Source organism: Nonomuraea sp. NPDC050451, assembly GCF_044458585.1.
Genome location: NZ_JBITHZ010000010.1, coordinates 344,927 through 366,750 on the forward strand (window position 1 = coordinate 344,927; position 21,824 = coordinate 366,750).

A 21,824-nucleotide genomic window follows, 5' to 3' on the forward strand; every position below is an offset into this window, starting at 1 on the left:
GTCACCCCCATTCAGGACTTCGTCCCCGGGCGCGGCGGGCTCGCCGTCACGAAAGTGGAGGTGGGAGGTCTGATGTCGCCGCGTGTAAAGGAGGAGTCATGACCGTCGAAACGCTGGCCGCCGAGCAGGTGATGAGCCGTGTCCTGGTGGCGGTCAAGCCGGACGAGTCGCCGTTGATGGCCTGGGAGCTGATGCGCCGCGCCGACGTGCATCACCTGCCGGTCGTCGAGGGGCGGCACGTGTTCGGCATCCTGACGCGTGAGCTGGTGGCGGCGTCCTGGTCGGGCGGTCCGGAGGAGCAGTCCAGCCGTCAGGTACGGATGTTGCTCAGGTGCGAGCGCAGGCCGGTGGTCCGCCCGGACACCCCGCTGGCCCGGGTCGCGGCGGCGATGCTGGACGCCGGGTGCGACGCCGTGCCGGTGGTCGACGGCGACGGGCTGATCGGCATGGTCACGGCTCACGACGTGCTGCTGGCCGTCGCCGGGCGTCTCCGCCCCGTCGAAGGGGCCCATGAGGTGGTCACCGGGATGTTCCATCTCGAACCCGTGCTTCCCAGCGCGGGAGACGCGCCATGAAGGGCGGCTACGTGGGCACCGCCGTACGGCCGCCGACGCGCCGGCCGGTGATCCGGTGCGGGACGATGCGGATGTAGAGCGCGCGCTCGCCGCCCGCCCATGGGGTCACCCCCACGTCGGCGACCGTGGCCGCCTCGTCCGGCGGCATGTGGTGAGCCGGCCCCTGGATCAGGACGCTCCAGCCCTCGTGCCGGTCCTCGTCGATCCGGTCCACCTCGAAGCCGATCTTGATGTCCACCCCTTCCAGGCCGGTACGCAGGTCCTGATCCATGGGCCCGCCGTATGCCGTACGGAAGACGACGGCGCCCTCGTGGATCTTGTAGTTGACGGGCAGCACCGTGGGCCCGTCCGGGCCGTTGAAGGCCACGCGGCCGATGCCACCGGCGGCGACCAGCCGCAGGCACTCCTCGGGCTCGAGGACCTCCGGAACCGGGCCGGCCGCGGGGTCGCGGTGATAGTCGATGCGACGTCCGGATTCGCCGTTGCCTGCCATCAGCGTGTCCTCCCTGGTCATGGCCATGAAACTACCTATCGGCCGCTCCGGCGGACAGGGTCCTTCGGCCCTTGGGCGACCGACCTCCGGCCCTCGAACCGGTCATTCGTGGCGGTCGTCCCGCAGGCGCGCCGCCAGCGCGGCGGCCTGGGTGCGGCGCTGCATGTTGAGCTTGGCCAGCAGGTTGGACACGTAGTTCTTGACCGTCTTCTCCGCCAGGAACAACTGCTCGCCGATCTGCCGGTTGGTCATCCCCTCGCCGATCAGGTCGAGGATGTGCCGTTCCTGGTCCGACAGCGAGGCGAGGGGATCCTTCCTGGAGGCCTGATCGCGCAGGCGCTGCAGCATGGCGGCGGTGGTCTGCGGGTCGAGCAGCGACTGTCCCGAGGCGACCGTGCGGACCGCGCCGACCAGGTCGGAGCCGTGGATCTGCTTGAGCACGTAGCCCGCCGCCCCGGCCATCACCGCCTCGAACAGCGCGTCGTCATCGGCGAACGACGTCAACATCAGGCACGCCAGCCCCGGCACCCTCGATCGCACCTCGCGGCACACGTCCACGCCGCTGCCGTCCGGTAGCCGCACGTCCAGCACCGCCACGTCGGGCTTCAGCGCGGAGATGCGGGCGATCGCGGACTCGGCCGTGCCGGCCTCCCCGATGACCTCGATGTCGTCCTCGGATCCCAGCAGTGCGGCCACGCCCCGCCGTACGACCTCGTGATCGTCGACGAGGAACACTCGAATCACACTTACGACGCTATCCGATGCCAGGAGCACCACGAGAGGCGGTACGGCTGACCTGGTGCGACACTGGAAGATGTGGACAGCGAGCATCCGATGATGCCGCAGGTGCGGCTCGACGAGCTCCTGGCCGAGCTGCAGGTACGGCTCAATGCCGTGCTGGCCACTCGGGATCGGGTGCACGTACTGCTCGAGGCCGTGGTGTCGGTGGGCAGCGAGCTCGATCTGGAGGCCGTGCTGCGCCGCATCGTGGAGACCGCGACCAAGCTGGTGGACGCCAGCTACGGCGCGCTCGGCGTGATCGGCCACGAGAACACGCTCATCCAGTTCATCCCGGTGGGGCTGACCGAGGAGGAGATCGCCAGGATCGAGCACTGGCCGCACGGCCTGGGACTGCTCGGCCTGCTGATCAAGGACGCGCGGCCGCTCAGGCTGGGCCGCATCTCCGACCACCCGGAGTCGTACGGCTTCCCGCAGGGGCATCCGCCGATGGGCACCTTCCTCGGCGTCCCGCTCCGGGTGCGCGATGAGGTTTTCGGAAACCTTTACCTGACCGAGAAGCGCGGCGGCGGCGAGTTCGACGAGGAGGACGAGGCCGTCGTCGTGGCGCTGGCCACCGCGGCCGGCGTCGCCGTGGACAACGCCCGCCTGTACGAGGTGTCCCGGCGGCGGGAGACCTGGCTGCAGGCGTCGGCCGAGGTGACCACGCGCCTGCTGTCCGGTGCCGACCCGCGTCAGGTGCTGAGCCTGGTGGCGGACTCCGCCCTCGCGATGACCGATGCGGACCTGGTCGAGGTGCTCCTGCCGGAGCCGTCGAGGCAGTCGCTGATCGTGGAGTTCGCGGAGGGCGAGGGCGCGCAGGAGCTGCTGGGCGCCGTCTTCGTGGTGTCGGAGACGCTCGCGGGGGACGTGTTCGTCGAGGGCGAGTCGATGACCAACCCGGACATGCAGAGCGGCCCGCGCCCTGGCTCGCCGCTGCGGAGGCTGGGTTACGGGCCGGTGATGATGGTGCCGCTCGGCACCACGCCGAACGTGCGCGGGGTGCTGGTGCTGGCCAAGCGGAGCGGCCGGTTGCCGTTCAGCGGGGCGGATCAGCAGATGCTGCAGGCCTTCGCCGGCCAGGCGGCGATCGCGCTGGAACTGGCCGAGGCACGCAAAGACGCCGAACGGCTCGGCCTGCTGGAGGACCGCGATCGCATCGCCAAAGATCTGCATGATGTGGTCATCCAGCGGCTGTTCGCCACCGCGATGACGTTGATGAGCACGATCCGGCTGGTGGAGCGGCCGGAGGCGGCCAAGCGGGTCCAGCACGCGATCGACGAGCTGGACGGGACGATCCGCCAGATCCGCTCGTCCATCTTCGCTTTGCAGGGCTCCACCGGGCAGGCCGTTCCCAGCCTGCGGGGCCAGATCGTGGAGCTGGTGGAGGGCGCCGCCGGCCATCTGGGCTTCATGCCGGGCCTGCGCATGGAAGGGCAGATCGACGCGCTGGTCCCGGTGCCGGTCGCCGATCATCTGCTGGCCGTGTTGCGCGAGGCCCTGTCCAACGTGGTCCGCCACTCCCGCGCGACGCGCGCCGACGTCCTCGTCGAGGCCGCGGATGCCGGGCTCGTACTCGCGGTCACGGACAACGGCGTCGGCCTGGGGGAGACGGGACGCCGCAGCGGCCTGCGTAACATCGAGGAACGCGCCACCCGGCTGGGCGGCACCGCGGAGCTCACGACGCCCGAAGAGGGCGGAACGCGGCTGTGCTGGCGGATCCCCCTGTGAGATCGACTCCGGTGGAAGGACGTTGGTCCTGATCGTACGGGGCGTAAGGCCCTGTCGGATCCGGTGAGCCACCCCGAGCATGGATAGGAAGGGGAATCAAACACGGGGAGCCGAGATGAAACGTTCGGCATTGGCGGGGATCGCGGCCGGTTCCGCGCTGGCGGCCGTCGCGGTGACCGGCCTTGCCGCAACGGCCACCGGCATCGCCCAGCAGGCCATGGACGAGCAGCGGAACGCCGCACCGACGGACCGGGGCCTGACCGGGCCGAATGGTTCGACGCGCAGCATGGACGTCACCGACGAGGTCGGCTATCTGGCCCGCATGGTGGCTCACGATCAAGAAGCCGTGACGGCGGCCCGGCAGCTGGGGCGCTCGGACCGGCCGCGGATGCGCGCTCTCGGAGCCTCGATCGTCGACAGGCAGAGCGCCGACATCGCCACGATGAGAACCTGGTTGGACAAGTGGTATCCAGGGCGTTCGGGGACGGCGACCGGCTACCAGCCGATGATTCGCGATCTGTCCGAGTTGTCAGGCGACGCGCTGGACAATGCGTTCCTGCGCGACATGATTCCGCATCACATGGCGGCGGTGATGCTGTCCCAGCAACTGCTGATGTCCGGGCGGGCCCAGCACGCCGAGGCCGCCGACTTCGCCATGAAGGTGCGCGAGGCCCGGCATACCGAGATGTTCCGGATGCAGCGGTACCTGGCCCACTGGTTCAAGGGCTGGAGCATGCCGTGCGGGATGCGGAAGTGACGACCTTCCCGCAGCCCGCGACGCGAACTGCGGGACTTCGGGGCCCCGGACCCAGACCCACCTAGCGGGATTTGGGCGAACGCGAGTCGCCTCGAAGGACCGCCAGGCCCACCATTGTCAGCGCGGCAGCGGCGGCGACAGCCAGAGTCAGAATGATCACCTTGCGCATTACTTCACCCCGATTGCAGATTGTGAAGGCACTATTACTGACTGTAGTGTTGCCGGATGGCTTGCTATGAATCCCGCGCTTTTTCCTGGATTCGTCAAACGCGCAAACAGAGGTGTCCTCAGTGGCTGTTGTCGATCCGCCTGCCGGACACCTGCTCGGCGTCGACCACGATGTAGTGATCCCGATTCCCCGACGCCCAGGTGGTCAGCGGCAGCGCCGCCAGCCGGTGGATCTCGTCCGGGTCGGTCACGGCGCGCGCCTGCCCCACCGCGGTGACGGACCAGCCGGTACGCAGCTCGGAATCGAACTCGTCGGCCTCGAAGGCCACCACGGCGTGCCGGGTGGCGGCCGCCAGCTTCGACCCGATCGAGGTCCGGATCACGATGGACTGGCCGTCGAGATGGAAGTTGACCGGCTGCACGGCCGGCAGGGCATGTTCGGTGAACACGATCCGACCGATGGGGGTCGTGGACAGCAGGCCGAGACACTCCTCGCGGGAGAGCACCTGAAGTCCGGACGAATCGAGCTGCATACCCTCAACTTCCCCGCTGGTGCCACCTCCGCGTAAGAGGCGAAAGTCCCTTCGTTCGCGCCGATTGAGGGCCTGACGGCCCTGGCGGCCCGGGACCTTCGGCCCTGACCGGGACGCGAAGGGTGTGATGCGCTGGATGCAGGGCCCGATGGAGGTGGAAATCATGGCTGTCCTGTCGGCGAAGCACGCGATCGACGCCGCTCTGGAGGCCGCGCGCTGGGCGCCGTCCATCCACAACACGCAGCCCTGGATCTTCTCGACATCGGGGGAGGAGATCAGCCTGCGGGCCGACCCGGACAGAAAGCTACGCGTCAGCGACACCTCCGGCCGCGAGCTGCTGATCAGCTGCGGCGCGGCGCTCTACACCCTCCGTACGGCCATGCGCCGCGAAGGCTGGGAGCCGGTGGTGTGCACGCTGCCCGACCCGGACCGCCCCTCGTTGCTCGCCAGGCTCCGGCCGGGCGCCGAAGTTACCCCCGACGAGTCCCTCAAGACCCTGGGCAGGGAGATCGAGCGACGCCGCACCCACCGTGCCGGCTTCGCCGACGTGCCGGTGCCCGACAGGCTGATCGAGCGGCTGACCCGCGCGGCCATGGAGGAGGGCGCCAGGCTGACCCCCGTCCGCTCCCCCGAAGCGGTCAGGGTCATCGCCGCCCTCACCCAGGCCGCGCAGGGCATCCAGGCGCAGGACCGCCGCTTCAGCCTGGAGGTGGTCCGCTGGGCCCGGCCGCCGGGCAGCGGCCGCAAGGACGGGGTGCCCGCCGAGGGCTACCCTCGCCGTGCGGCACGCACGGACCCGGACTTTCCCCAGCGCGACTACTCCTGGCGGCACGACTGGGGCAGCCAGGCCGAGCAGCCGGCCGAAACATGTGCCGGAGTGGTGGCGCTGCTCACCACGCGGGGCGACGGCCGCCAGGAGTGGATCGACGCCGGGCAGGCCCTGCAGCACGTCCTGCTGGAGGCCGCCGCCTACGGCGTCAGCGCCGCCTTCCACACGCAGGCGCTGGAGATGGACCTGCTGCGCGAGTTCCTGCGCCACGAGCTCTGCTCGGACGAGTACCCGCAGATGATCATGCGGTTGGGCGTCACCTCCGACGACAAGGAGTCGGTCCGCCGTTCCCTGTCAGAGATGACGATGTAGGGGTCACTTCCGCTCGGCCAGGAGGTTCGTGGGGAGCTCGCGGCGGGCGCCGGTCGGCAGCGCGAAGATGGCGATCAGGAAGGACAGCAGGCAGAACGCGGTCATGTACCCCGATCAGAGTCGCCGTCATCGGCTTCGGCACGGCCGGACGCTTCTTCCACGCGCCGTTCCTCGCCGCCGACCCGGCGTACGACCTGCGCCTCATCGTCACGGGCCATCCGGACCGCCAGGCGGCGGCGCGTGCCGCCCACCCGTCCGCCACGGTGGCGGCGACGGCCGACGCCGTCACCGCTCACGCGTCCGACCTGGACCTCGTCGTCGTGGGCACGCCGCCGTCGACGCACGCCGAGCTGGCCGAGAACGCCCTGCGGGCGGGGCTGGACGTCGTCGTCGACAAGCCCTTCACGCCGACCGCCGCCGAAGGACGCAAGCTGATCGCACTGGCGGCCAAGCTGGGACGCCGCCTCACGGTGTTCCAGAACCGCCGCTGGGACGCCGACTTCCGGACCCTGCGGCGCTTGATCGCCGACGGACGGCTGGGCACGGTCCACGCCTTCGAGTCCCGCTTCGAGTGGTGGCGCCCGGACGGGCTCGGCGGCTGGAAGGGCGACACCGGCGTCGCCGACGGCGGCGGGATCCTCTTCGACCTGGGCACCCACCTGATCGACCAGGCCCTGCAGCTGTTCGGCCCCGTGACGGAGGTCCTGGCCGACGTCAACCGCCGCGACCCGCGCGCCGGCTGCGACGCCGACGACGACACGGTCGTGATCCTCCGGCACGCGTGCGGCACGAGCTCACGCCTGACGATGAGCAGCGTCGCGGCCCTGCCCGGCCCCCGGTTCCGGGTTCTGGGCTCGCGGAACGGGTACGTCAAGCACGGGCTGGACGGCCAGGAGGCCGCGCTGAAAGCCGGGACGAGCCCCGCCGACCCGGCGTTCGGACGGGAGCCCGAGGAGTGCTGGGGCCGGTTGGGCCAAGGCCGCGAGACGACACCCGTCGAGCCCGAGCGCGGGGACTACGCCGAGTTCTACCGCCTGCTCGCCCTCGCCCTGCGCGACGGCGCGGACCTGCCCGTCGATCCCCGTGACGCCGTCGATGTCCTGGACGTCATCGAGCGGGCGCACACCACCGCGAAGAAGTGAGGAGTCACGTGACAGATCACACCGCGCCTCAGCGCGTCGTCGTCCTCGGGGGCGGCATCCTCGGCGTGTCCACCGCCGCGCACCTCGTGCGCGGCGGCGCCGAGGTCGTCCTGGTCACCGAGGCGGAGCTGGCCAGCGGGGCGTCGGGTCGCTCGTTGTCCTGGCTCAACTCGGCGGGCGCGCGGTCCGGCCCGTACCATCGGCTGCGCCTGCTCGGCATCGACCGCTACCGCCCCCTGTTCGCCGCCGACCCGGACCTGGAGTGGCTGCGGTTCGACGGCGGCCTGTGGTGGACGACCCCCGACGGCGCCGAGAGGACCCGCGCCCGCCACGAGCACGAGATCGCCCGCGGCTACGACTCCCACCTCCTCGACCGGGCGGACGTCGGCGGGCGGGTGGCCGGTGTGCAGGCGGGTCCGCGCGGCCGGCTCGCGATCCACAACCCGGGTGAGGGCTGGGTCTCCCTGCCGCACCTGATCCAGGAGCTCGCGGACGAGCTGGTCCGGCGCGGGGGACGGCTCGTCACCGGCGCGGGCCGCTGCTCGGTGACCGTGGAGGGCGGCCGGGCCCGCGGCGTGCGCACCGCCGACGGCACGTCCTGGAGCGGCGACGCCGTCGTCGTCGCCTGCGGCGCGCAGACCTCTTCCGTGCTCGCGGAGCTCGGCGTGAACCTTCCGGACGCGTCCCCGCTGTCCATGCTCGTCGTCACGGAGCCGGTCGAGACCGAGGTCGTGACGGTGCTGAACACCCCACGTGCCGCGATGCGCCCCAATCCCGGCTCGACGTTCGCGATCGACCACTCCTGGTACGAAGAGCACATCGTCGAGCACGAGGACGGCTCCTGCTCGATCGACGAGGCGTACGTCAAGGAGCTCGTCGCCGAGGCGTCCGCCCTGCTCCAGGGGGAGGCCGCCCTCCAGGCGGCGTCGTGGCGGCTGGGCCGCAAGCCCATTCCGGGGGACGGCGAGCCGGTGTTCGGCGAGCTGGAGGCGGTGCCCGGGTGCCATGTGGCGTTCACCCACTCGGGGGCGACGCTGGGACTCATCGCCGGGGAGCTCACCGCGTACGAGGTGCTCACCGGCGCCAGGCATCCGCTCCTGCAGGACTTCCGCCCCGAGCGCTTCGCCGCCGGGTGATCAAGGCCGAACGGCCGGACCGCCCCCGGTAAGGGGGTGGTCCGGCCGGGGTGTCAGGTCAGCAACGGCGGCCCCGGTTGATGCAGTCGACGACGACGCGCATCAGGTTGTCGGGCATGACGTTGGCGAAGTCGGCGTGGTCGGTGACCGGGTTGTGCTTCTGTTCAGGGAAGGCGTCCACGGCGAACGACTGACCCTGCGGCACCGAGTAGGCGAGGGTCATGCGCAGCTGGGGAACCGCCTGGGTGCCCTGAGGGCAGGCGCCGTTCTGGCCGGGGAAGACCACGTGCGTGCGGTGGTTGGCGCTGTCGATGTTCTGCCCGTCCCAGCAGCTGGGGAAGTCCAGGATGCGGACGACCTGGCTGCCGCGGGGGCACAGCGGGTACTTGGTGGTGATCCGGTTCTGGAATCCCGAGCAGGTCCACGCGGCGCGGGCGTTGGCCCCGCCGTTCGTCCCGGCCTTGGCGTCACCGGTGATCAGCCTGAGGAACCTCGGCATGGCCACGACCTGGGAGGTCGAGTTGCCGCGGAACTGGAGCTGCACGGAGCGTGCCGTCAGCACCCGGCCGATGTTGCCGTGCTCGTCGTCGGCGTTCTCGTTGGACGTGCGGTCCCTGAGCACGGGCCAGAAGTACGCGGACAGGTCGCCCCGCTGGCAGGTCGTGCCCGCCGCGGCAAGGCTCTCGTCGGTGGAGAATCCGTCCGTCGACAGGTTGCCCACGTAGTCGTGGAGGTGGTGCGCCCCGTCGCTCACGCCGGGGGTGACGATGAAGTTGTCCGAGTTGTTGTGGCGGTTCTCGTTCCTACCGCACTGGGCGACGAAGGTGCCGCGAGAGCCGTTCCTGCCGGCCCCGAAGTTGTTGAGGTTGCCCTGGCCCGGCTGGACCTGGCGGATGTCGACGAAGTCCTGAGGGAACGGCCCGACGCCGTCGGCCGGGTTCTCGCCGTCGCCGTCGCCTTGACCGCCGCTGGGATCGGGGCTGGGCGAGCCGTTGCCGCCATTCCCACCGTTCCCGCCGTTGCCGCCATTACCTCCGTTGCCGTTATTACCGTTGTTGCCGCCGTTGCCGAGTGTGCAGGTGGCCAGGTTGTCGAGGCCGGAGGGGCGTTGGCCGCCGACGCGGCCGATGGCGATGGCGATGCGGTCGAGGGTGGCGGCGCGTTTGCCGGCCAGGGGGCCGAGGATGGCGTTCTGGACGAAGTTGGGGCCTCCTTCTCCCGCTGAGCGGGCGAGTCGGTTGTTGGCCTCCTGGATCTGGGTTTCCAGGAGGGCCAGGTTTCTTTCGACTTCGGCCCTGGCGGCTGCGGGTATTTCGGGGAGCTTGTCCGCGACGCTCGGGCACACGATGGTCTGCCCGGACCCCGATCCTGTTCCCTGGGTCGGCCTTGCCGTGTTCCCCGGGTTCGGCGCCTGGGTGGGCTGGCCGTTGCCCCCGTTGCCCTCGTTGCCCTCGTTGCCTCCGTTCCCGCCATTACCCCCGTTGCCGTTGTTGCCGTTGTTGTTGCCGCCATCGGCATTGCCGGTGAGCCTGCAGGTGGCCAGGTTGTCGAGGCCGGAGGGGCGTTGGCCGCCGACGCGGCCGATGGCGATGGCGATGCGGTCGAGGGTGGCGGCGCGTTTGCCGGCTAGAGGGCCGAGGATGGCGTTCTGGACGAAGTTGGGGCCTCCTTCTCCCGCTGAGCGGGCGAGTCGGTTGTTGGCCTCCTGGATCTGGGTTTCCAGGAGGGCCAGGTTTCTTTCGACTTCGGCCCTGGCCGCCGTCGGTATTTCGGGGAGCTTGTCCGCCACGCTGGGGCAGACGATGGTCTGCGCCGCCGCCATCGTGCCCGCCTGCGCGGACAGTGAGGAGCCGGTCAGGACAAGTGCGATGCTTCCCCCTAAGGAAACGGCTGCTCGCCACGACCTGAGTCGTCTCCCCCCGAGCGGATTCCGCATGTGTTGCTCCTTCAAGTCTCATGACCCGGGTGGAAGTCCGGTCTCCGGGAGATACGCGAGGCCATGGGGGAGCAGTTCGACCATTTGCCGAGAATTGTGGTTGACAAATCCGTGACCCGGGACAGTCAGGGGCGGCGCGTCGACGTCAGCGGAAGTCGGAGATGCGGAACACGGCCATCATGTCCTTGGGCCTGGACCCGTTGTAGAACGACGCCTCGGCGCCGACCCAGCCGCGGAAGGCTCCGCTGTCGTCGATGATCTGCAGCAGCGGTTTGATGTGCGAGTTGCCCGAATAGCAGAACGTCTTGCTCTCCATCGCCAAGCAGGTGCACCAGTGCCACAGGGTGTCACGACGATCGTTGTTGGAGACCTTGGTGAGGTAGTACTGGATGGAGCTGACGTTCGCCTTGGTGCCGCCGCCGAAGTTGGGGCAGCCGCCGGCCTTCTGGCAGGCGCCCGGGGAGGACGGCTGCAGGTACGTCAGGCACCAGGTCGTGGTGGCGCAGCTGCGGAAGGAGGACTGCTTGAAGACCTGGGCGTCGGACTTCACGATGGTGTTGCGCGACCAGGAGACCAGGTCCTGCTTGAGCGTTCCTGCGAAGGCCCGCACGGAGCTCATCGCGCGGCGGGTGGCGAACGAGGCGTTGCTTCCGTAGCCGTATCCGTTGGTGGCCAGGGTGCCGCCCGCGAACTGCAGCTGCGCCAGCTTGCCGTCAGGCGACACCTGCACCCGCCACTTCTCGGTCCAGGTCTGGGCGACCTTCCATCTGATGCTCACCACGTTGCCGGCCAGGGTGTACGTTCCCGTGCGGGACTCGTCCGGGGAACCGGGGAAACCGGGGGCGGTCAGTACGTCGCAGGCGCGTACGCGTGTGCTGGAGCCGCCCGCCTTGGTCGAGCAGCTGGAGTCCGGGACGACACCGGTGGCCTGCCTGCCCTCGGGGTTGCGCTGCCACCAGAGGTAGTTGTTCGCGCTGACGGTGCCGTTGGCCTTGAACTGGTACGTCCCCAGACGCACCCAGTTCTGGGTGGACGAGGCACGCAGGAAGCCCTGCGTGACCACGAAGTTGGCCTTTCCTCCGGGCAAGGACGATCGGGATGAAGCGGCTCCGGCCGAACCGGCCCCGGTGGCCAACAGGATGAGCGTCGCGAGCACGGCGGTGAGAACGGCGCGCACAGGGAAAACCTCCTTGATAACGGTCTCCACCGATTCTTGCCTAAGGGCCCCTTCGCTGACTGCCCGTTCGGAAATGTTCACCGTCGGTTGTTCTCGTTGAGGGGTCGCCCGAACGGTTCGACGTTCGCGCCTGCCGAGTACGCTGTTCCGGAGTCGAGCCGGCACGGGATCGTTCCGGCTCCGGAGGAGGTCCAGCTTTCATGACCACGACGTTCGGCGCGATCGGCAGCGGGCGGCGGACCCGGTTCTTCCTGCGGCTGGCGGCGGCGATGCCGGACCGGTTGCGGGTCGGCGGCGTCGTGACCCGCAGCGCGGAGCGGGGCGACGAGGTGAGCGCCGAGTGGGGCGTGCCGGCCTTCCGCTCGATCGACGAGCTGCTGCGGCACGAGCGGCCCGACTACCTCGCCGCGGCGGTGCCGTGGCCCGCGATGCCGGACGCGATCCGTGAGGTCGTCGGGCACGGGATGCCGGTCCTCGCCGAGACGCCTCCGGCGCCGGACCTGGCCGGTCTGCGATCATTGTGGCGGGACGTGGGCGGCAGCGGCCTGGTGCAGGTGGCCGAGCAGTATCTGCTGATGCCGGGGCACGCGGCCCGGCTGGCGCTCGTCCGTGAGGGCGTGATCGGCGAGCCGACCTCGGTCCAGGTCTCCTCCACTCACCTGTATCACGCGGTGTCGCTGATCCGCGGCCTGCTGGGCATCGGGTTCGACGCCGCCGAGGTACGCGCCGGCGCGTTCGAGGCGCCGCTCGCCAACCCGCTGGGGTTCGCCGGATGGACCGGCGACGACACGCCGCAGCGGCTGACCACGACCATCGCCACCCTCGACTTCGGCGGCAAGATGGGCCTGTACGACTTCACCGACAACCAGTGGTGGAATCCGTTGCGGATGCGGCGCATCGTGGTGCGCGGCTCGATCGGCGAGCTGGTCGACGACCGGGTGGTCCGGCTGGTCGACCCCGTGACGCCGGTGGAGTCCGCGCTGATCCGGCGGGACACCGGCGTCGACCTCAGCCTGGAGCTGCGCGACCTCAAGCACATCAGCTTCGACGGGCGGGTGATCTACCGCAACCCGTTCGAGGGCGCGTCCCGGTCCGACGACGACATCGCGGTCGCGGACCTCCTCGAACGCACGGGCGCCTGGGCCCGCCAGGAGGGCCCGCCGCCGTACCCGCTGGCCGAGGCCTGCCAGGACCACCTGATCAGCCTCGCCATCGGGGAGTCGGCGAAGACCGGCAGCCCGGTCACCACCGGCAAGGAGGCTTGGGCGGGGTGAGGCCCTCATGTCGTGTCGAGGTATGGCGCCACGACGTCACGGGTGTCCGTGCTGCTGACCACGGGCACGATCTCCATGCCAGACAGCCGGCCGGGCGCGGGATGGCGATGCCGACCGGCGCGGGTCTGCTCACCAGGACGCGTGCTTGGCGTCCGCCAGGGCGCCGGTGCCGGCCATGGCCAGGGTCGCCTCCGGGCTGATCGGGTGGAACGGCCCGCCGCGGACGTCGCGGTAGGCCCGCTCCAGCGGCAAGGTCCGGAAGAAGGCGGCGCCACCCACGACGTCGAGAGCGAGGTCGACGATCGCCTTCGCCTCGCACACCGCGTGCCGTTTGGCCACCATCAGCGTGGTCAGGGTCCGCTCGTCCGCCGACGGGTCCTCCCCGGCCTCGTCGACGGCACCGAGCAGGGCCCACTTGGCCACCCGCAGGCGGGCGGACATCTCGCCCAGGCCGCGTACCGCCGCCGGGGTCGGCTCGGCGGCGCGGCCGGCCACGATCCGCAGCGCCTCGTCGTACGCGCCCTGCGCGACGCCCAGGTAGACGGCGCCGCCGATCGGCGCGAAGTGGATCACGGCGGTCAGCAGCGGGCCGGTGAGCTTCCCGTACGGGCGGCGGCCGACGATCTTGCCGGCCGGGACGAACACGTCGTCGAAGACGAGGTCGTGGCTGGCGGTGCCGCGCATGCCCAGGGTGTCCCAGGTCTCCACGAGGGACACCCCCGGGCTGGACAGCGGGACGCTCGCGTGCAGCACCTCGGCGTCGGGGCCGGGTTCGCCCAGGACCGCGGAGGTGGAGATGACGGTGGCGACCGGCGCCTGCGAGCAGAACGCCTTGCGCCCGCTCAGCCGGAACCCGCCTTCGACCTCGACGGCCGTCGTCGTCGGGCACACCCAGTCCGAGCCGCCGCTGGTCGCCATGATCAGGTCGTCGGTGGCGATGCGGCGCAGCACGCCCTCGGCGTCGGGCGCGCCGCGGCGGTGCCGCCAGCACTGCACCAGGGTCAGGTACAGGTGCATCGCCGCGGCCAGCGCGGGCGAGGCGGCGTGCCGGGCCAGCTCGTGCTCGGCCAGCATCACCTGCCGCATGCTCGCGCCCAGCCCGCCGAACTCCGCCGGCACCGCCAGCCGCAGGTAGCCGAGCTCCTTCATCGCCTCGTAGGCCTCGGTGACGAAGGTGGCGTCCCGGTCGTGCGCCGCCTCGCTCGGCGCGCACCGCCGGCCGACTTCGGCGGCCAGCGCGACGACTTGGTCGTCTGTCTGAATCGACTCCGTGGTGATGGTCATGCGTCGACAGTAGGAACGGGACGGGTGGCGCACCTAGTACCAGATCTGTATCTACCGCCGGCTGCGGTTTCGCCCGAGAAGGGTCGGGCTTGACGTCGGCGGTCTGCGGGATTTGATTGAGGCCAGGCGCTGTCGCATGCGGTGGAACGAGATGGAACGCCCCTGTCAGTGGGACCTGAGATCGGGTCGGCGATGACCGTCACGACGATCTTCACGCACGCAGGTCACGGAGGTGTGCCGATGAGCGGTTATGGCCAGTTCTGCCCGGTGGCCAAGGCGATGGAGGTGCTCGACGAGCGCTGGACCCTGCTGGTCGTGCGCGAGCTGCTGCTGGGCAGCAGGCATTTCAACGATCTGCGCCGCGGCGTACCGAAGATGTCGCCGACGCTGTTGTCCAAGCGGTTGAAGTCGCTCACCCGGGTCGGCGTGATCGAGCGCGCCGAGATCGGCGGCCGTACCACGTACTCGTTGACCGCGTGCGGCAGGGAGCTCGCGGGCGTCGTCGAGGCGCTGGGCACCTGGGGGATGCGCTGGATCCACCAGCTCGGTGACGACGACCTGGACCCGCACCTGTTGATGTGGGACATGCGCCGCACCATCCCGATCGATGTCTGGCCGCGGGCGCGCACCACGGTGGCCTTCCAGCTCGACGGTGCGCCGCCGAAGGCGTCGCGGTGGTGGCTGGTGGTGGCCGACGGCGAGGCCGACGTCTGCGACTTCGATCCCGGTTTCGAGGTGGCGGCCACGATCACGACCAGTCTGCGTACGTTGACCCGCATCTGGCGCGGAGACCTCGCCTGGCTGCGTGCGCAGCTGGACGGCAGCGTCGCGGTCTCGGGTTCCTCCGACGTGCGCCGGGCCGTCCCGTCGTGGATCGGCCAGAGCGCGCTGTCCGCCGTCCCGCGCCCGGCGTAACGGTCGTCGTCGTCCCTTCGCCCGCTACGGGAGCACGGAGTCTTGCCTTTCGCAAGGTTTCGAAATCAGCTGCGGCCGGGTTCGAGCGAGCCCGGCCGCGGGCGGCAAGGGCGTCCTACCTTCCCGCCATGCCCGTGAGCATGATGCCCCTGATGAAGTACTTCTGCGCCGCCAGGAACACCACGATGACCGGGACCAGGGCGAGGATGGACACCGCCATCATGAGGTTGTAGTCGTCGGCGTACTGGCCGCGGAACAGCGAGATGCCGAGCGGGATCGTGTAGTTCTCCGTCGAGCGCAGGTAGATGAGCGGATCGATGTACTCCCCCCAGGCCCCGACGAACGACAGCAGCGTCACGGTCGCGATCGCCGGTTTGGACAGCGGGATCATGATCCGCCAGAGGATCCGCAGTTCCCCCGCCCCGTCGATGCGCGCCGCCTCCACCAGCTCCTGCGGGATCGTGGTGAAGAACTGCCTGAGCAGGAAGATGTAGAGCGCGGTGCCGAAGAAGTTGGGCAGGAACAGCGGCCAGAAGGTGTTCACCAGGTCCAGCTGGGAGAACAGCAGGAACCTCGGCACGATCACCACCTGGGCGGGGATCATCATCGTGCCCAGCATCAGCGCGAAGGCCATGCCGCGCACCCGCGAGCGCAGCCGCGCGAAGGCGTAGGCGGGCAGGATGCAGGAGATGAGATTGCCCACGATCGACAGCGTGGTCACCACCACGCTGTTGACCAGGAAGGTGTTGAAGGGCAGGCTCGTCCACGCGTCGGGGAAGTTGGACCAGGTGAAGACGTCGGGCAGGAACCTCGGCGGAAACTCCAGCACGGCTCCGGCCGGTTTGAGCGCGGTGGTCAGCATCCACAGCAGCGGGAGCAGGCTGGCCGCCGAGGCCAGGACGAGGAGCGCATAGGCCGTCAGACGCTGGACCCGGCGGATCCGCTCGGCCTGGGCGGGGGCCACGGGCCGCTTCTCCACCGGGCGGGCCTGTGCGGGCAGGACCTTGATTGCCATCTCGTGACCTACTTGACCTCGTAGTGGACCCAGCGGCGCGCGAGCCCGAACTGGATCACGGTGAACACGATGACGAGGAAGAACAGCGCCCAGGCGATCGTCGAGGCGTAGCCCATCTCGAAGTACTTGAAGGCGTAGCGGTAGACGTACAGACCCAGCACCAGGGTGGAGTTGGCCGGCCCTCCGTCGGTCATGAACAGGATGAGCTGGTACGCCTGCAGGCTGCCGATGAACCCCACGACCAGGTTGAAGAAGATGACCGGCGACATCATCGGGACCGTCACGTGCCTGAACCTGCTCCACCAGCCGGCGCCGTCGATGTGCGCGGCCTCGTACAGCGAGGCGGGCACGCCCTGCAGCCCGGCCAGGAAGATGATCATCGCGTTCCCGGTGGTCCACGTCGTCATGATGACCAGGCCGGGGATCGCCCAGCTCGCGTCGGTCAACCACCCGGGCCCCTGTATGCCCATCAGGCCGATCAGGTAATTGACCAGGCCGTAGTCGGGGTGCAGCACGTGGATCCAGAGGAGGGCGGTGGCGATGCCGGAGATCACCGACGGCATGTAGATGATCGTCCGGAAGATCGCCTGCCCGCGCACCTTGATGTTGAGCAGCAGCGCCGCGCCGAGGCTGTAGACGACCCCGGCCGCGGCGGAGGCGGCGCCGAAGTACACGGTGTTCCTCGTCGCCATCCAGAAGTCGGGGTCGCGCAGCAGCTGGACGTAGTTGTCCAGGCCCACCCACTGCGGGGCCGACAGCAGCTCGTAGCGGGTGAAGCTGAGCACCAGCGACACGACGATGGGCCCGCCGGTGAAGAAGACGAAGCCGATGGTCCACGGCAGGGCGAACAGGTGGAACCGGCGGGCCTCGCGCCGGACGAGGGGGGAGGCGGCCATGGTCAGACGTTCTCCGCGAGCATCGGAGTGACCCGCTCGGTGACCTGCTTGAGCCCCTCGTCCACCGACAGCGACCCCGACATGACCCGCTCCCAGATCGGCTTGGTCAGGTCCTCGAGCTTGGGTGTCGCGGGCAGCCGCAGCACGCCGTCGCTGGTGCCGTACTTGTGCAGCGACTCCTTGGTGGTGTCGATCACCTGCTTGTCGAGCTTGAGTGCCTGGAGGTTCTCCTCGAACGCCGACAGCCGCGACGGCGGGGTGTCCAGGAAGAAGCGGTGGCCGGCGTAGGAGCGCAGGGAGTTGAGCACGATCCACGCCGCCTCGGGGTTGCGCGTCTTGCTGGTGATGCCGAAGGCGCTGCCCAGGACCGGGGTGAAGCGGCCCTCGGGACCGCTGGGCACGTGCGTCAGGCTCCACTCGAACTGCTGCTCGGCGGGCAGGGTGAGCAGGGTGACGATGTTCCACGCGCCGCCGACGTACAAGGCGCCCCGGCCCAGCGTGAACGGCTCCACCTTCGCCGTCGCCTGCGTCTCGGCCAGGTCGGGCATCGCCTTGTCCTTGATCAGCAGGTCGATCCAGCGCTTGAGCACGTCGCGGCTGGCCGGCTCCTGGATCACGCACTTGGTCTCGTCGGCCGTCAGGTAGCGGCCGCCGTGGGCGAGCAGGAACGTCGCGGTGAGGTCGCTGGTGGGTTTGGGCACCGGCGTGAACCCGAAGACCTTCTGCGCGCCCGTGCCCGAGACCAGCCCGCGTGCCGCCTCCATGAGCTTGTCCCAGGTCCAGGAGGCGTCGGGCACCTTGGCGCCCGCCTTCTCGAAGATCTCCTTGTTGTAGAAGAGCAGCTTGGGCGCCGAGTCGGTGCCCAGCGCGTAGAGCTTGCCGTCACGCTCCCAGTAGCTGAGCGCCGCCTTGGAGAAGTCGGCGCGGTTGAACTCGGGCGTGGCCGCGATGTAGTCGTCCAGCGGGAGGTACAGGTTGTTCTTGATGAAGCTCTGCCCCCACTGGAACTGCGAGTACATGACGTCGGGAAGCACGCCGCTGGCGGCGCCCGTCAGGTACTTGGTGCGGAAGTCGTCGAACGGCGTGACCTCCACCTTGATGTCGATGTTCGGATGCAGCTTCTTGAAGAACTTGGTGAACTGGGCGTGCCGCACCTCGTGCCGCTGACCCGGGATGATCGCGACGGTGACGGTGACCTTGGACGTGGGCTCCGGCACGTTGGTCTTGGGCCAGGGCAGCGAGTCGAAGAGCTTCTCCGCCTCGGCATAGGGGAACAGCGCGCTCTCCGGACGGTCCGGGTTGATCACCGCGGAGTTGCCGGACGCCGAGGCGGTCGAGGAGGCCGGGCCGGCCTGGCGGGTGCGCTCGCCGCTCCCGCAGGCGGTGAGGGGTACGGCCGCCGCCGCCATGGCGGCGAGGCTGAGAAGCTGGCGCCGGTTCAGGCCCGTGGTGTTCAGGCCGCGCAGGGGGTTGTCCATGGGGGGTATCGCCTTTCAGCCTTTTCAGAGGAAGAGCTCGATCACCGGGACGGCCACGTCCGGCGGCTCCACGGGAAGCTCGAGGGTGAGCGTGCCTTCGGGGATCGTGAAGAAGTTGACGTTCCCGTTGTCGACCTTCGGGTCGGGCGCCCACATGCGGATCTCCGAGGCGTCGTTGAGCAGCTGCGCGTAGCGGACCTTGCCCGCCAGCCCCGGCAGGTGCAGGTGCCGGTACGGCCAGGAGAAGACGTGCACGTAGAGCCGGTCGCCGCGCTGGGTGTAGCGGCAGTGCTCGGGAGCCTGGAACTGGCTGGCCCCCGCGCCGTGGATCGACCGGTCGTGCAGCCGCATCCAGTCGCCGATCTCCCGCAGCGTGTCGAGTGCCTGGGGCTCGAACTCTCCCCGGCCGTTGGGCCCCACGTTGAGCAGCAGGTTGCCGTCCTTGGAGACCGAGTCGATCAGCATGCGGATCAGCAGGCCGGGCGACTTCCACGCGTGGTTGTCCCGGTCGTAGCCCCAGCTTCCGTTCAGCGTCTGGCAGGCCTCCCAGACCGTCGACAGCGGGCCGGGGGGCTGGAACTGCTCCGGCGTGGTGAAGTCGCCCGGCAGCTCCAGCCGGTTGTTGATCAGGATGTCCGGCTGGAGGCGGCGGATCTTGTCCACCAGCTCCTCCGAGCGCCACTCGGCCTTGCCCTTGCCGCCGTAGACCGGCTTGCCCTGCCTGACCCGGCCGGCGTAGGAGAAGTCGAACCACAGCGTGTCGAGGGGGCCGTAGCGGGTGAGCAGCTCCTCGACCTGCCCGTGCAGGTAATCCGCATATTTCGTGACATCGCGGTCGGGGAACGTGCCGCCCTCCACGTATGCCGGGTGCAGCCCGTCGATCGGGAAGTCCGGGTGATGCCAGTCCAGCAGCGAGTAGTAGAACCCGACCCCGAGCCCCCTGCTCCTGAACGCGTCGACGAACGGACCGACCAGGTCCTTGCCGTACGGCGTGCCGCTCACGCAATAGTCGGTCAGGGCCGAATCCCACAGGCAGAAGCCGTCGTGGTGCTTGGAGGTCAGCACGGTGTAGCGCATCCCCGCCCGCTGCGCGGCCTCCGCCCACGCCTCGGGGTCGTACAGATCGGGGTCGAAGCGCTCGAAGTACCGCTGGTACTGCTCGTCGGACATGTGCTCGCGCTGCTTGACCCACTCGTGGCGGGCCGCCAACGCGTAGAGCCCCCAATGAACGAACAGGCCGAACCTGCGCTGCCGGAATTCGTCGATACGGGATTCGGACATCCGTGACACCCTCTGTCGTGTTGGCGCTATGCGAAAGATTTCGCAACTCTCGACTTGCGGGTAACGTAGGCGAAACATCGGATGTGGTCAAGGGTTTCCTGAGTTGCGAATCAGTCGCGCAGCCCGGTGCCCATCTGATGTCCTGGCCCAGGCCTCGGCCAGTTGAGGCCGTATAGGGCGGGAGCGCCGGGCAGGGACTCCAGGGATCTGCTGCCGCACCGATGAGCGTTACTACATCCGATGTTTCCTTCGTGCCTGTTCTACTGACAACGGTTTCAGTAAGTCCACGGCGAGAGCGTGCGGATGGGGCCCTGAGTTGGGGAAATGTCCGGCGATGTAACGACTTGGAAACATGGCATTGACACTCCGTGGCCGGATCCTGCCATCATCACTGACATCGATTTCAGTTTGGAGCTCACTTGGTCACCATCCATGACGTAGCAGCTCGCGCGGGGGTCTCTCCCGCCACGGTCTCACGCTTCCTGCGGGGCCAGCGGGTGCGCTCGTACGAGGCGATCCAGGCCGCCATCGACGAGCTGGGCTACTGGCCGAGTGCCGCGGCGCAGTCGCTGAAGTCCGGGCGCACCAACACGATCGGCGTCGTCGTCCCGGACATCACGAACCCGTACTTCGCCGCGGTGGTCAAGGGCATGGAGTCCGTCACGCGTACGGAGCCCTACCGCATCCTGCTCGCCAACAGCGACGAGAGCAGCGAGCAGGAGGACGACGTGCTGGCGGACCTGGTGCGCAGGGTCGACGGCATCATCCTCGCCCCCGCCACCGAGCAGGACGAGACCCCGCTGCACGTGCGCGACGCCGACGTGCCCCTGGTGTTCGTGGACCGCGACCTGGCGGGCGGCGAACGCTTCGACGCCGTGCTGGTCGACAACGACGGCGGCGGCAAGCAGGCGGCCGAGCACCTCCTGGCCCTCGGGCACACCAAGGTGGCCGCGATCAGCGGCACCCTGGACACCACCCCCGGGCGGCTGCGGCGCGAGGGGTTCGTCGGGACGCTCGCCAAGGCGGGCATCGAGGTGCCGCCCGAGTACGACCTGGTCGGCGACTTCAAGGAGCACAGCGGCTACCAGCTCACGCTGTCCCTGCTGTCGCTGCCCGAGCCGCCCACCGCCATCTTCGCCGCCAACAACCTCATGACGCTGGGCGTGCTCAAGGCGCTGCACGACATGCGGATCGACATCCCCGGCCAGATCAGCCTGATCGGCTTCGACGATCTGGACACCGGTCCGCTGCTCAAGCCGCCCCTGACCGTCATCGACCGGCCGATGGTCGAGCAGGGCGTGCTCGCCATGCGCCTGCTGCTGCGCCGGCTCGACCCCGATGAGACCGGCGGCAGCGCCAGCCGCATCGTCCTGGACACCAAGCTGATCGAACGCGCCTCCACCGCCCCGCCGGGCGGATGGCCGGCCCCCTCACGCACGAGAAAGACCCGATCGCGATGAGCGTTGCGACCACCTCGCTCGCCGACGTGGCCTCTTCGGAGGCGGCGTTGCGAGCCTTCCTGCACGGCCTGCCCGGGGTTGACCGGGTCGGCGCGGACCAGCGGGCGGCGATGCTGGGCACCCGTTCGATCAAGACCACGGCCAAGGCGCAGGCCATCGACCTGGCCATCTCCATGGTCGACCTGACCACCCTCGAAGGAGCCGACACGGCCGGCAAGGTGCGGGCGATGTGCACCAAGGCCGTCCACCCCGGCGGCGGCGCTCCCCGCGTGGCGGCGGTGTGCGTCTACCCCGACCTGGTCGAGGTGGCGGTCCAGGCGCTGGCCGGGACGGGGGTCAAGGTGGCCTCGGTCGCCACCGCCTTCCCCAGCGGCCGCTCCTCGCTGGAGGTCAAGGTGAGCGACACCGCGCTGGCGGTGGCGGCGGGCGCCGATGAGATCGACATGGTGATCGACCGGGGCGCGTTCCTGTCCGGCCGCTACCTGAAGGTGTGGGAGGAGATCGTGGCGGTCAAGGCCGCCTGCGGCGACGCGCACCTGAAGGTGATCCTGGAGACGGGCGAGCTGGCCACCTACGACAACGTGCGGCGCGCGTCCTGGCTGGCGATGCTGGCCGGCGCCGACTTCATCAAGACCTCCACCGGCAAGGTGGCCCC

At 69.5% G+C, this 21,824-nt stretch carries 20 protein-coding genes; 10 read left to right on the forward strand and 10 right to left on the reverse strand.

The features are described 5' to 3' along the window. Nucleotides 1-98 precede the first annotated feature (98 nt). On the forward strand, nucleotides 99-575 hold the full coding sequence (locus ACIBI9_RS30205) for an HPP family protein (protein ID WP_397226655.1): 477 nt from the start codon (nucleotides 99-101) through the stop codon (nucleotides 573-575). A 7-nt stretch (nucleotides 576-582) separates the two neighbouring features. Here ACIBI9_RS30205 and ACIBI9_RS30210 read toward each other — a convergent pair whose 3' ends face one another. Next, nucleotides 583-1,089, reverse strand: a complete 507-nt coding sequence (locus tag ACIBI9_RS30210; protein ID WP_397226656.1) for a pyridoxamine 5'-phosphate oxidase family protein — start codon at nucleotides 1,087-1,089, stop codon at nucleotides 583-585. 81 nt (nucleotides 1,090-1,170) lie between these two features. Further along, nucleotides 1,171-1,812, reverse strand: a complete 642-nt coding sequence (locus ACIBI9_RS30215; RefSeq protein ID WP_397226658.1) for a response regulator — start codon at nucleotides 1,810-1,812, stop codon at nucleotides 1,171-1,173. A 90-nt stretch (nucleotides 1,813-1,902) separates the two neighbouring features. On the opposite strand from ACIBI9_RS30215, the gene ACIBI9_RS30220 reads away from it, so the two are divergent. Continuing rightward, the gene (locus ACIBI9_RS30220; RefSeq protein ID WP_397226702.1) at nucleotides 1,903-3,576 is read left to right on the forward strand and encodes a GAF domain-containing sensor histidine kinase; all 1,674 of its coding nucleotides are present in this window, start codon (nucleotides 1,903-1,905) and stop codon (nucleotides 3,574-3,576) included. 130 nt (nucleotides 3,577-3,706) lie between these two features. Beyond that, the gene (locus ACIBI9_RS30225) at nucleotides 3,707-4,333 is read left to right on the forward strand and encodes a DUF305 domain-containing protein (RefSeq protein WP_397226660.1); all 627 of its coding nucleotides are present in this window, start codon (nucleotides 3,707-3,709) and stop codon (nucleotides 4,331-4,333) included. A 287-nt stretch (nucleotides 4,334-4,620) separates the two neighbouring features. Here ACIBI9_RS30225 and ACIBI9_RS30230 read toward each other — a convergent pair whose 3' ends face one another. Further along, nucleotides 4,621-5,034, reverse strand: a complete 414-nt coding sequence (locus tag ACIBI9_RS30230) for a pyridoxamine 5'-phosphate oxidase family protein (protein WP_397226662.1) — start codon at nucleotides 5,032-5,034, stop codon at nucleotides 4,621-4,623. 163 nt (nucleotides 5,035-5,197) lie between these two features. On the opposite strand from ACIBI9_RS30230, the gene ACIBI9_RS30235 reads away from it, so the two are divergent. From ACIBI9_RS30235 to ACIBI9_RS30245, 3 genes are all read left to right on the forward strand, one after another. Beyond that, complete coding sequence (locus tag ACIBI9_RS30235; protein ID WP_397226664.1) at nucleotides 5,198-6,175, forward strand: Acg family FMN-binding oxidoreductase; 978 nt, start codon at nucleotides 5,198-5,200, stop codon at nucleotides 6,173-6,175. Nucleotides 6,176-6,288: 113 nt separating this feature from the next. Beyond that, entirely contained in the window at nucleotides 6,289-7,317 is a 1,029-nt protein-coding gene (locus tag ACIBI9_RS30240) for a Gfo/Idh/MocA family oxidoreductase (protein ID WP_397226704.1), read from the forward strand. A gap of 8 nt (nucleotides 7,318-7,325) precedes the next feature. Then, on the forward strand, nucleotides 7,326-8,453 hold the full coding sequence (locus tag ACIBI9_RS30245) for an NAD(P)/FAD-dependent oxidoreductase (protein WP_397226666.1): 1,128 nt from the start codon (nucleotides 7,326-7,328) through the stop codon (nucleotides 8,451-8,453). A gap of 58 nt (nucleotides 8,454-8,511) precedes the next feature. Here the strand turns inward: ACIBI9_RS30245 and ACIBI9_RS30250 are convergent, their stop codons facing one another. Together ACIBI9_RS30250 and ACIBI9_RS30255 are read right to left on the reverse strand one after the other, a co-directional pair. Continuing rightward, on the reverse strand, nucleotides 8,512-10,275 hold the full coding sequence (locus ACIBI9_RS30250; protein ID WP_397226668.1) for a DUF1996 domain-containing protein: 1,764 nt from the start codon (nucleotides 10,273-10,275) through the stop codon (nucleotides 8,512-8,514). A gap of 259 nt (nucleotides 10,276-10,534) precedes the next feature. Beyond that, nucleotides 10,535-11,566: a hypothetical protein gene (locus ACIBI9_RS30255; RefSeq protein WP_397226670.1), complete on the reverse strand. Its 1,032-nt coding sequence runs from the start codon at nucleotides 11,564-11,566 to the stop codon at nucleotides 10,535-10,537. Nucleotides 11,567-11,766: 200 nt separating this feature from the next. Between ACIBI9_RS30255 and ACIBI9_RS30260 the strand changes: the two genes are divergently transcribed. Next, nucleotides 11,767-12,840 (forward strand): Gfo/Idh/MocA family protein, encoded by a 1,074-nt coding sequence (locus ACIBI9_RS30260; RefSeq protein ID WP_397226672.1) that lies wholly within the window; start codon nucleotides 11,767-11,769, stop codon nucleotides 12,838-12,840. A 129-nt stretch (nucleotides 12,841-12,969) separates the two neighbouring features. Here ACIBI9_RS30260 and ACIBI9_RS30265 read toward each other — a convergent pair whose 3' ends face one another. After that, complete coding sequence (locus tag ACIBI9_RS30265) at nucleotides 12,970-14,124, reverse strand: acyl-CoA dehydrogenase family protein (RefSeq protein WP_397226674.1); 1,155 nt, start codon at nucleotides 14,122-14,124, stop codon at nucleotides 12,970-12,972. 240 nt (nucleotides 14,125-14,364) lie between these two features. Here ACIBI9_RS30265 and ACIBI9_RS30270 point away from each other — a divergent pair, with 240 nt between their 5' ends. Then, nucleotides 14,365-15,039, forward strand: a complete 675-nt coding sequence (locus tag ACIBI9_RS30270; protein ID WP_397226676.1) for a winged helix-turn-helix transcriptional regulator — start codon at nucleotides 14,365-14,367, stop codon at nucleotides 15,037-15,039. A gap of 115 nt (nucleotides 15,040-15,154) precedes the next feature. Here the strand turns inward: ACIBI9_RS30270 and ACIBI9_RS30275 are convergent, their stop codons facing one another. Genes ACIBI9_RS30275 through ACIBI9_RS30290 form a run of 4 tightly spaced genes read right to left on the reverse strand, consistent with a single transcriptional unit; the run spans nucleotide 15,155 to nucleotide 19,709 of the window. Next, nucleotides 15,155-16,054, reverse strand: coding sequence for a carbohydrate ABC transporter permease (locus ACIBI9_RS30275; protein WP_397226678.1), 900 nt, complete (start codon nucleotides 16,052-16,054; stop codon nucleotides 15,155-15,157). Nucleotides 16,055-16,062: 8 nt separating this feature from the next. Then, entirely contained in the window at nucleotides 16,063-16,950 is an 888-nt protein-coding gene (locus ACIBI9_RS30280; RefSeq protein ID WP_397226680.1) for a carbohydrate ABC transporter permease, read from the reverse strand. Between the two features lie 2 nt (nucleotides 16,951-16,952). Then, nucleotides 16,953-18,428, reverse strand: a complete 1,476-nt coding sequence (locus tag ACIBI9_RS30285; protein ID WP_397226682.1) for an ABC transporter substrate-binding protein — start codon at nucleotides 18,426-18,428, stop codon at nucleotides 16,953-16,955. A gap of 24 nt (nucleotides 18,429-18,452) precedes the next feature. Beyond that, nucleotides 18,453-19,709, reverse strand: a complete 1,257-nt coding sequence (locus ACIBI9_RS30290) for an alpha-L-fucosidase (RefSeq protein ID WP_397226684.1) — start codon at nucleotides 19,707-19,709, stop codon at nucleotides 18,453-18,455. 419 nt (nucleotides 19,710-20,128) lie between these two features. Here ACIBI9_RS30290 and ACIBI9_RS30295 point away from each other — a divergent pair, with 419 nt between their 5' ends. Both ACIBI9_RS30295 and deoC read left to right on the forward strand, forming a co-directional pair. Beyond that, entirely contained in the window at nucleotides 20,129-21,169 is a 1,041-nt protein-coding gene (locus tag ACIBI9_RS30295) for a LacI family DNA-binding transcriptional regulator (RefSeq protein WP_397226686.1), read from the forward strand. After that, a partial coding sequence (gene deoC / locus ACIBI9_RS30300) for a deoxyribose-phosphate aldolase (protein ID WP_397226688.1) occupies nucleotides 21,166-21,824 on the forward strand: 659 nt, incomplete at its 3' end. The genes ACIBI9_RS30295 and deoC, both read left to right, overlap by 4 nt.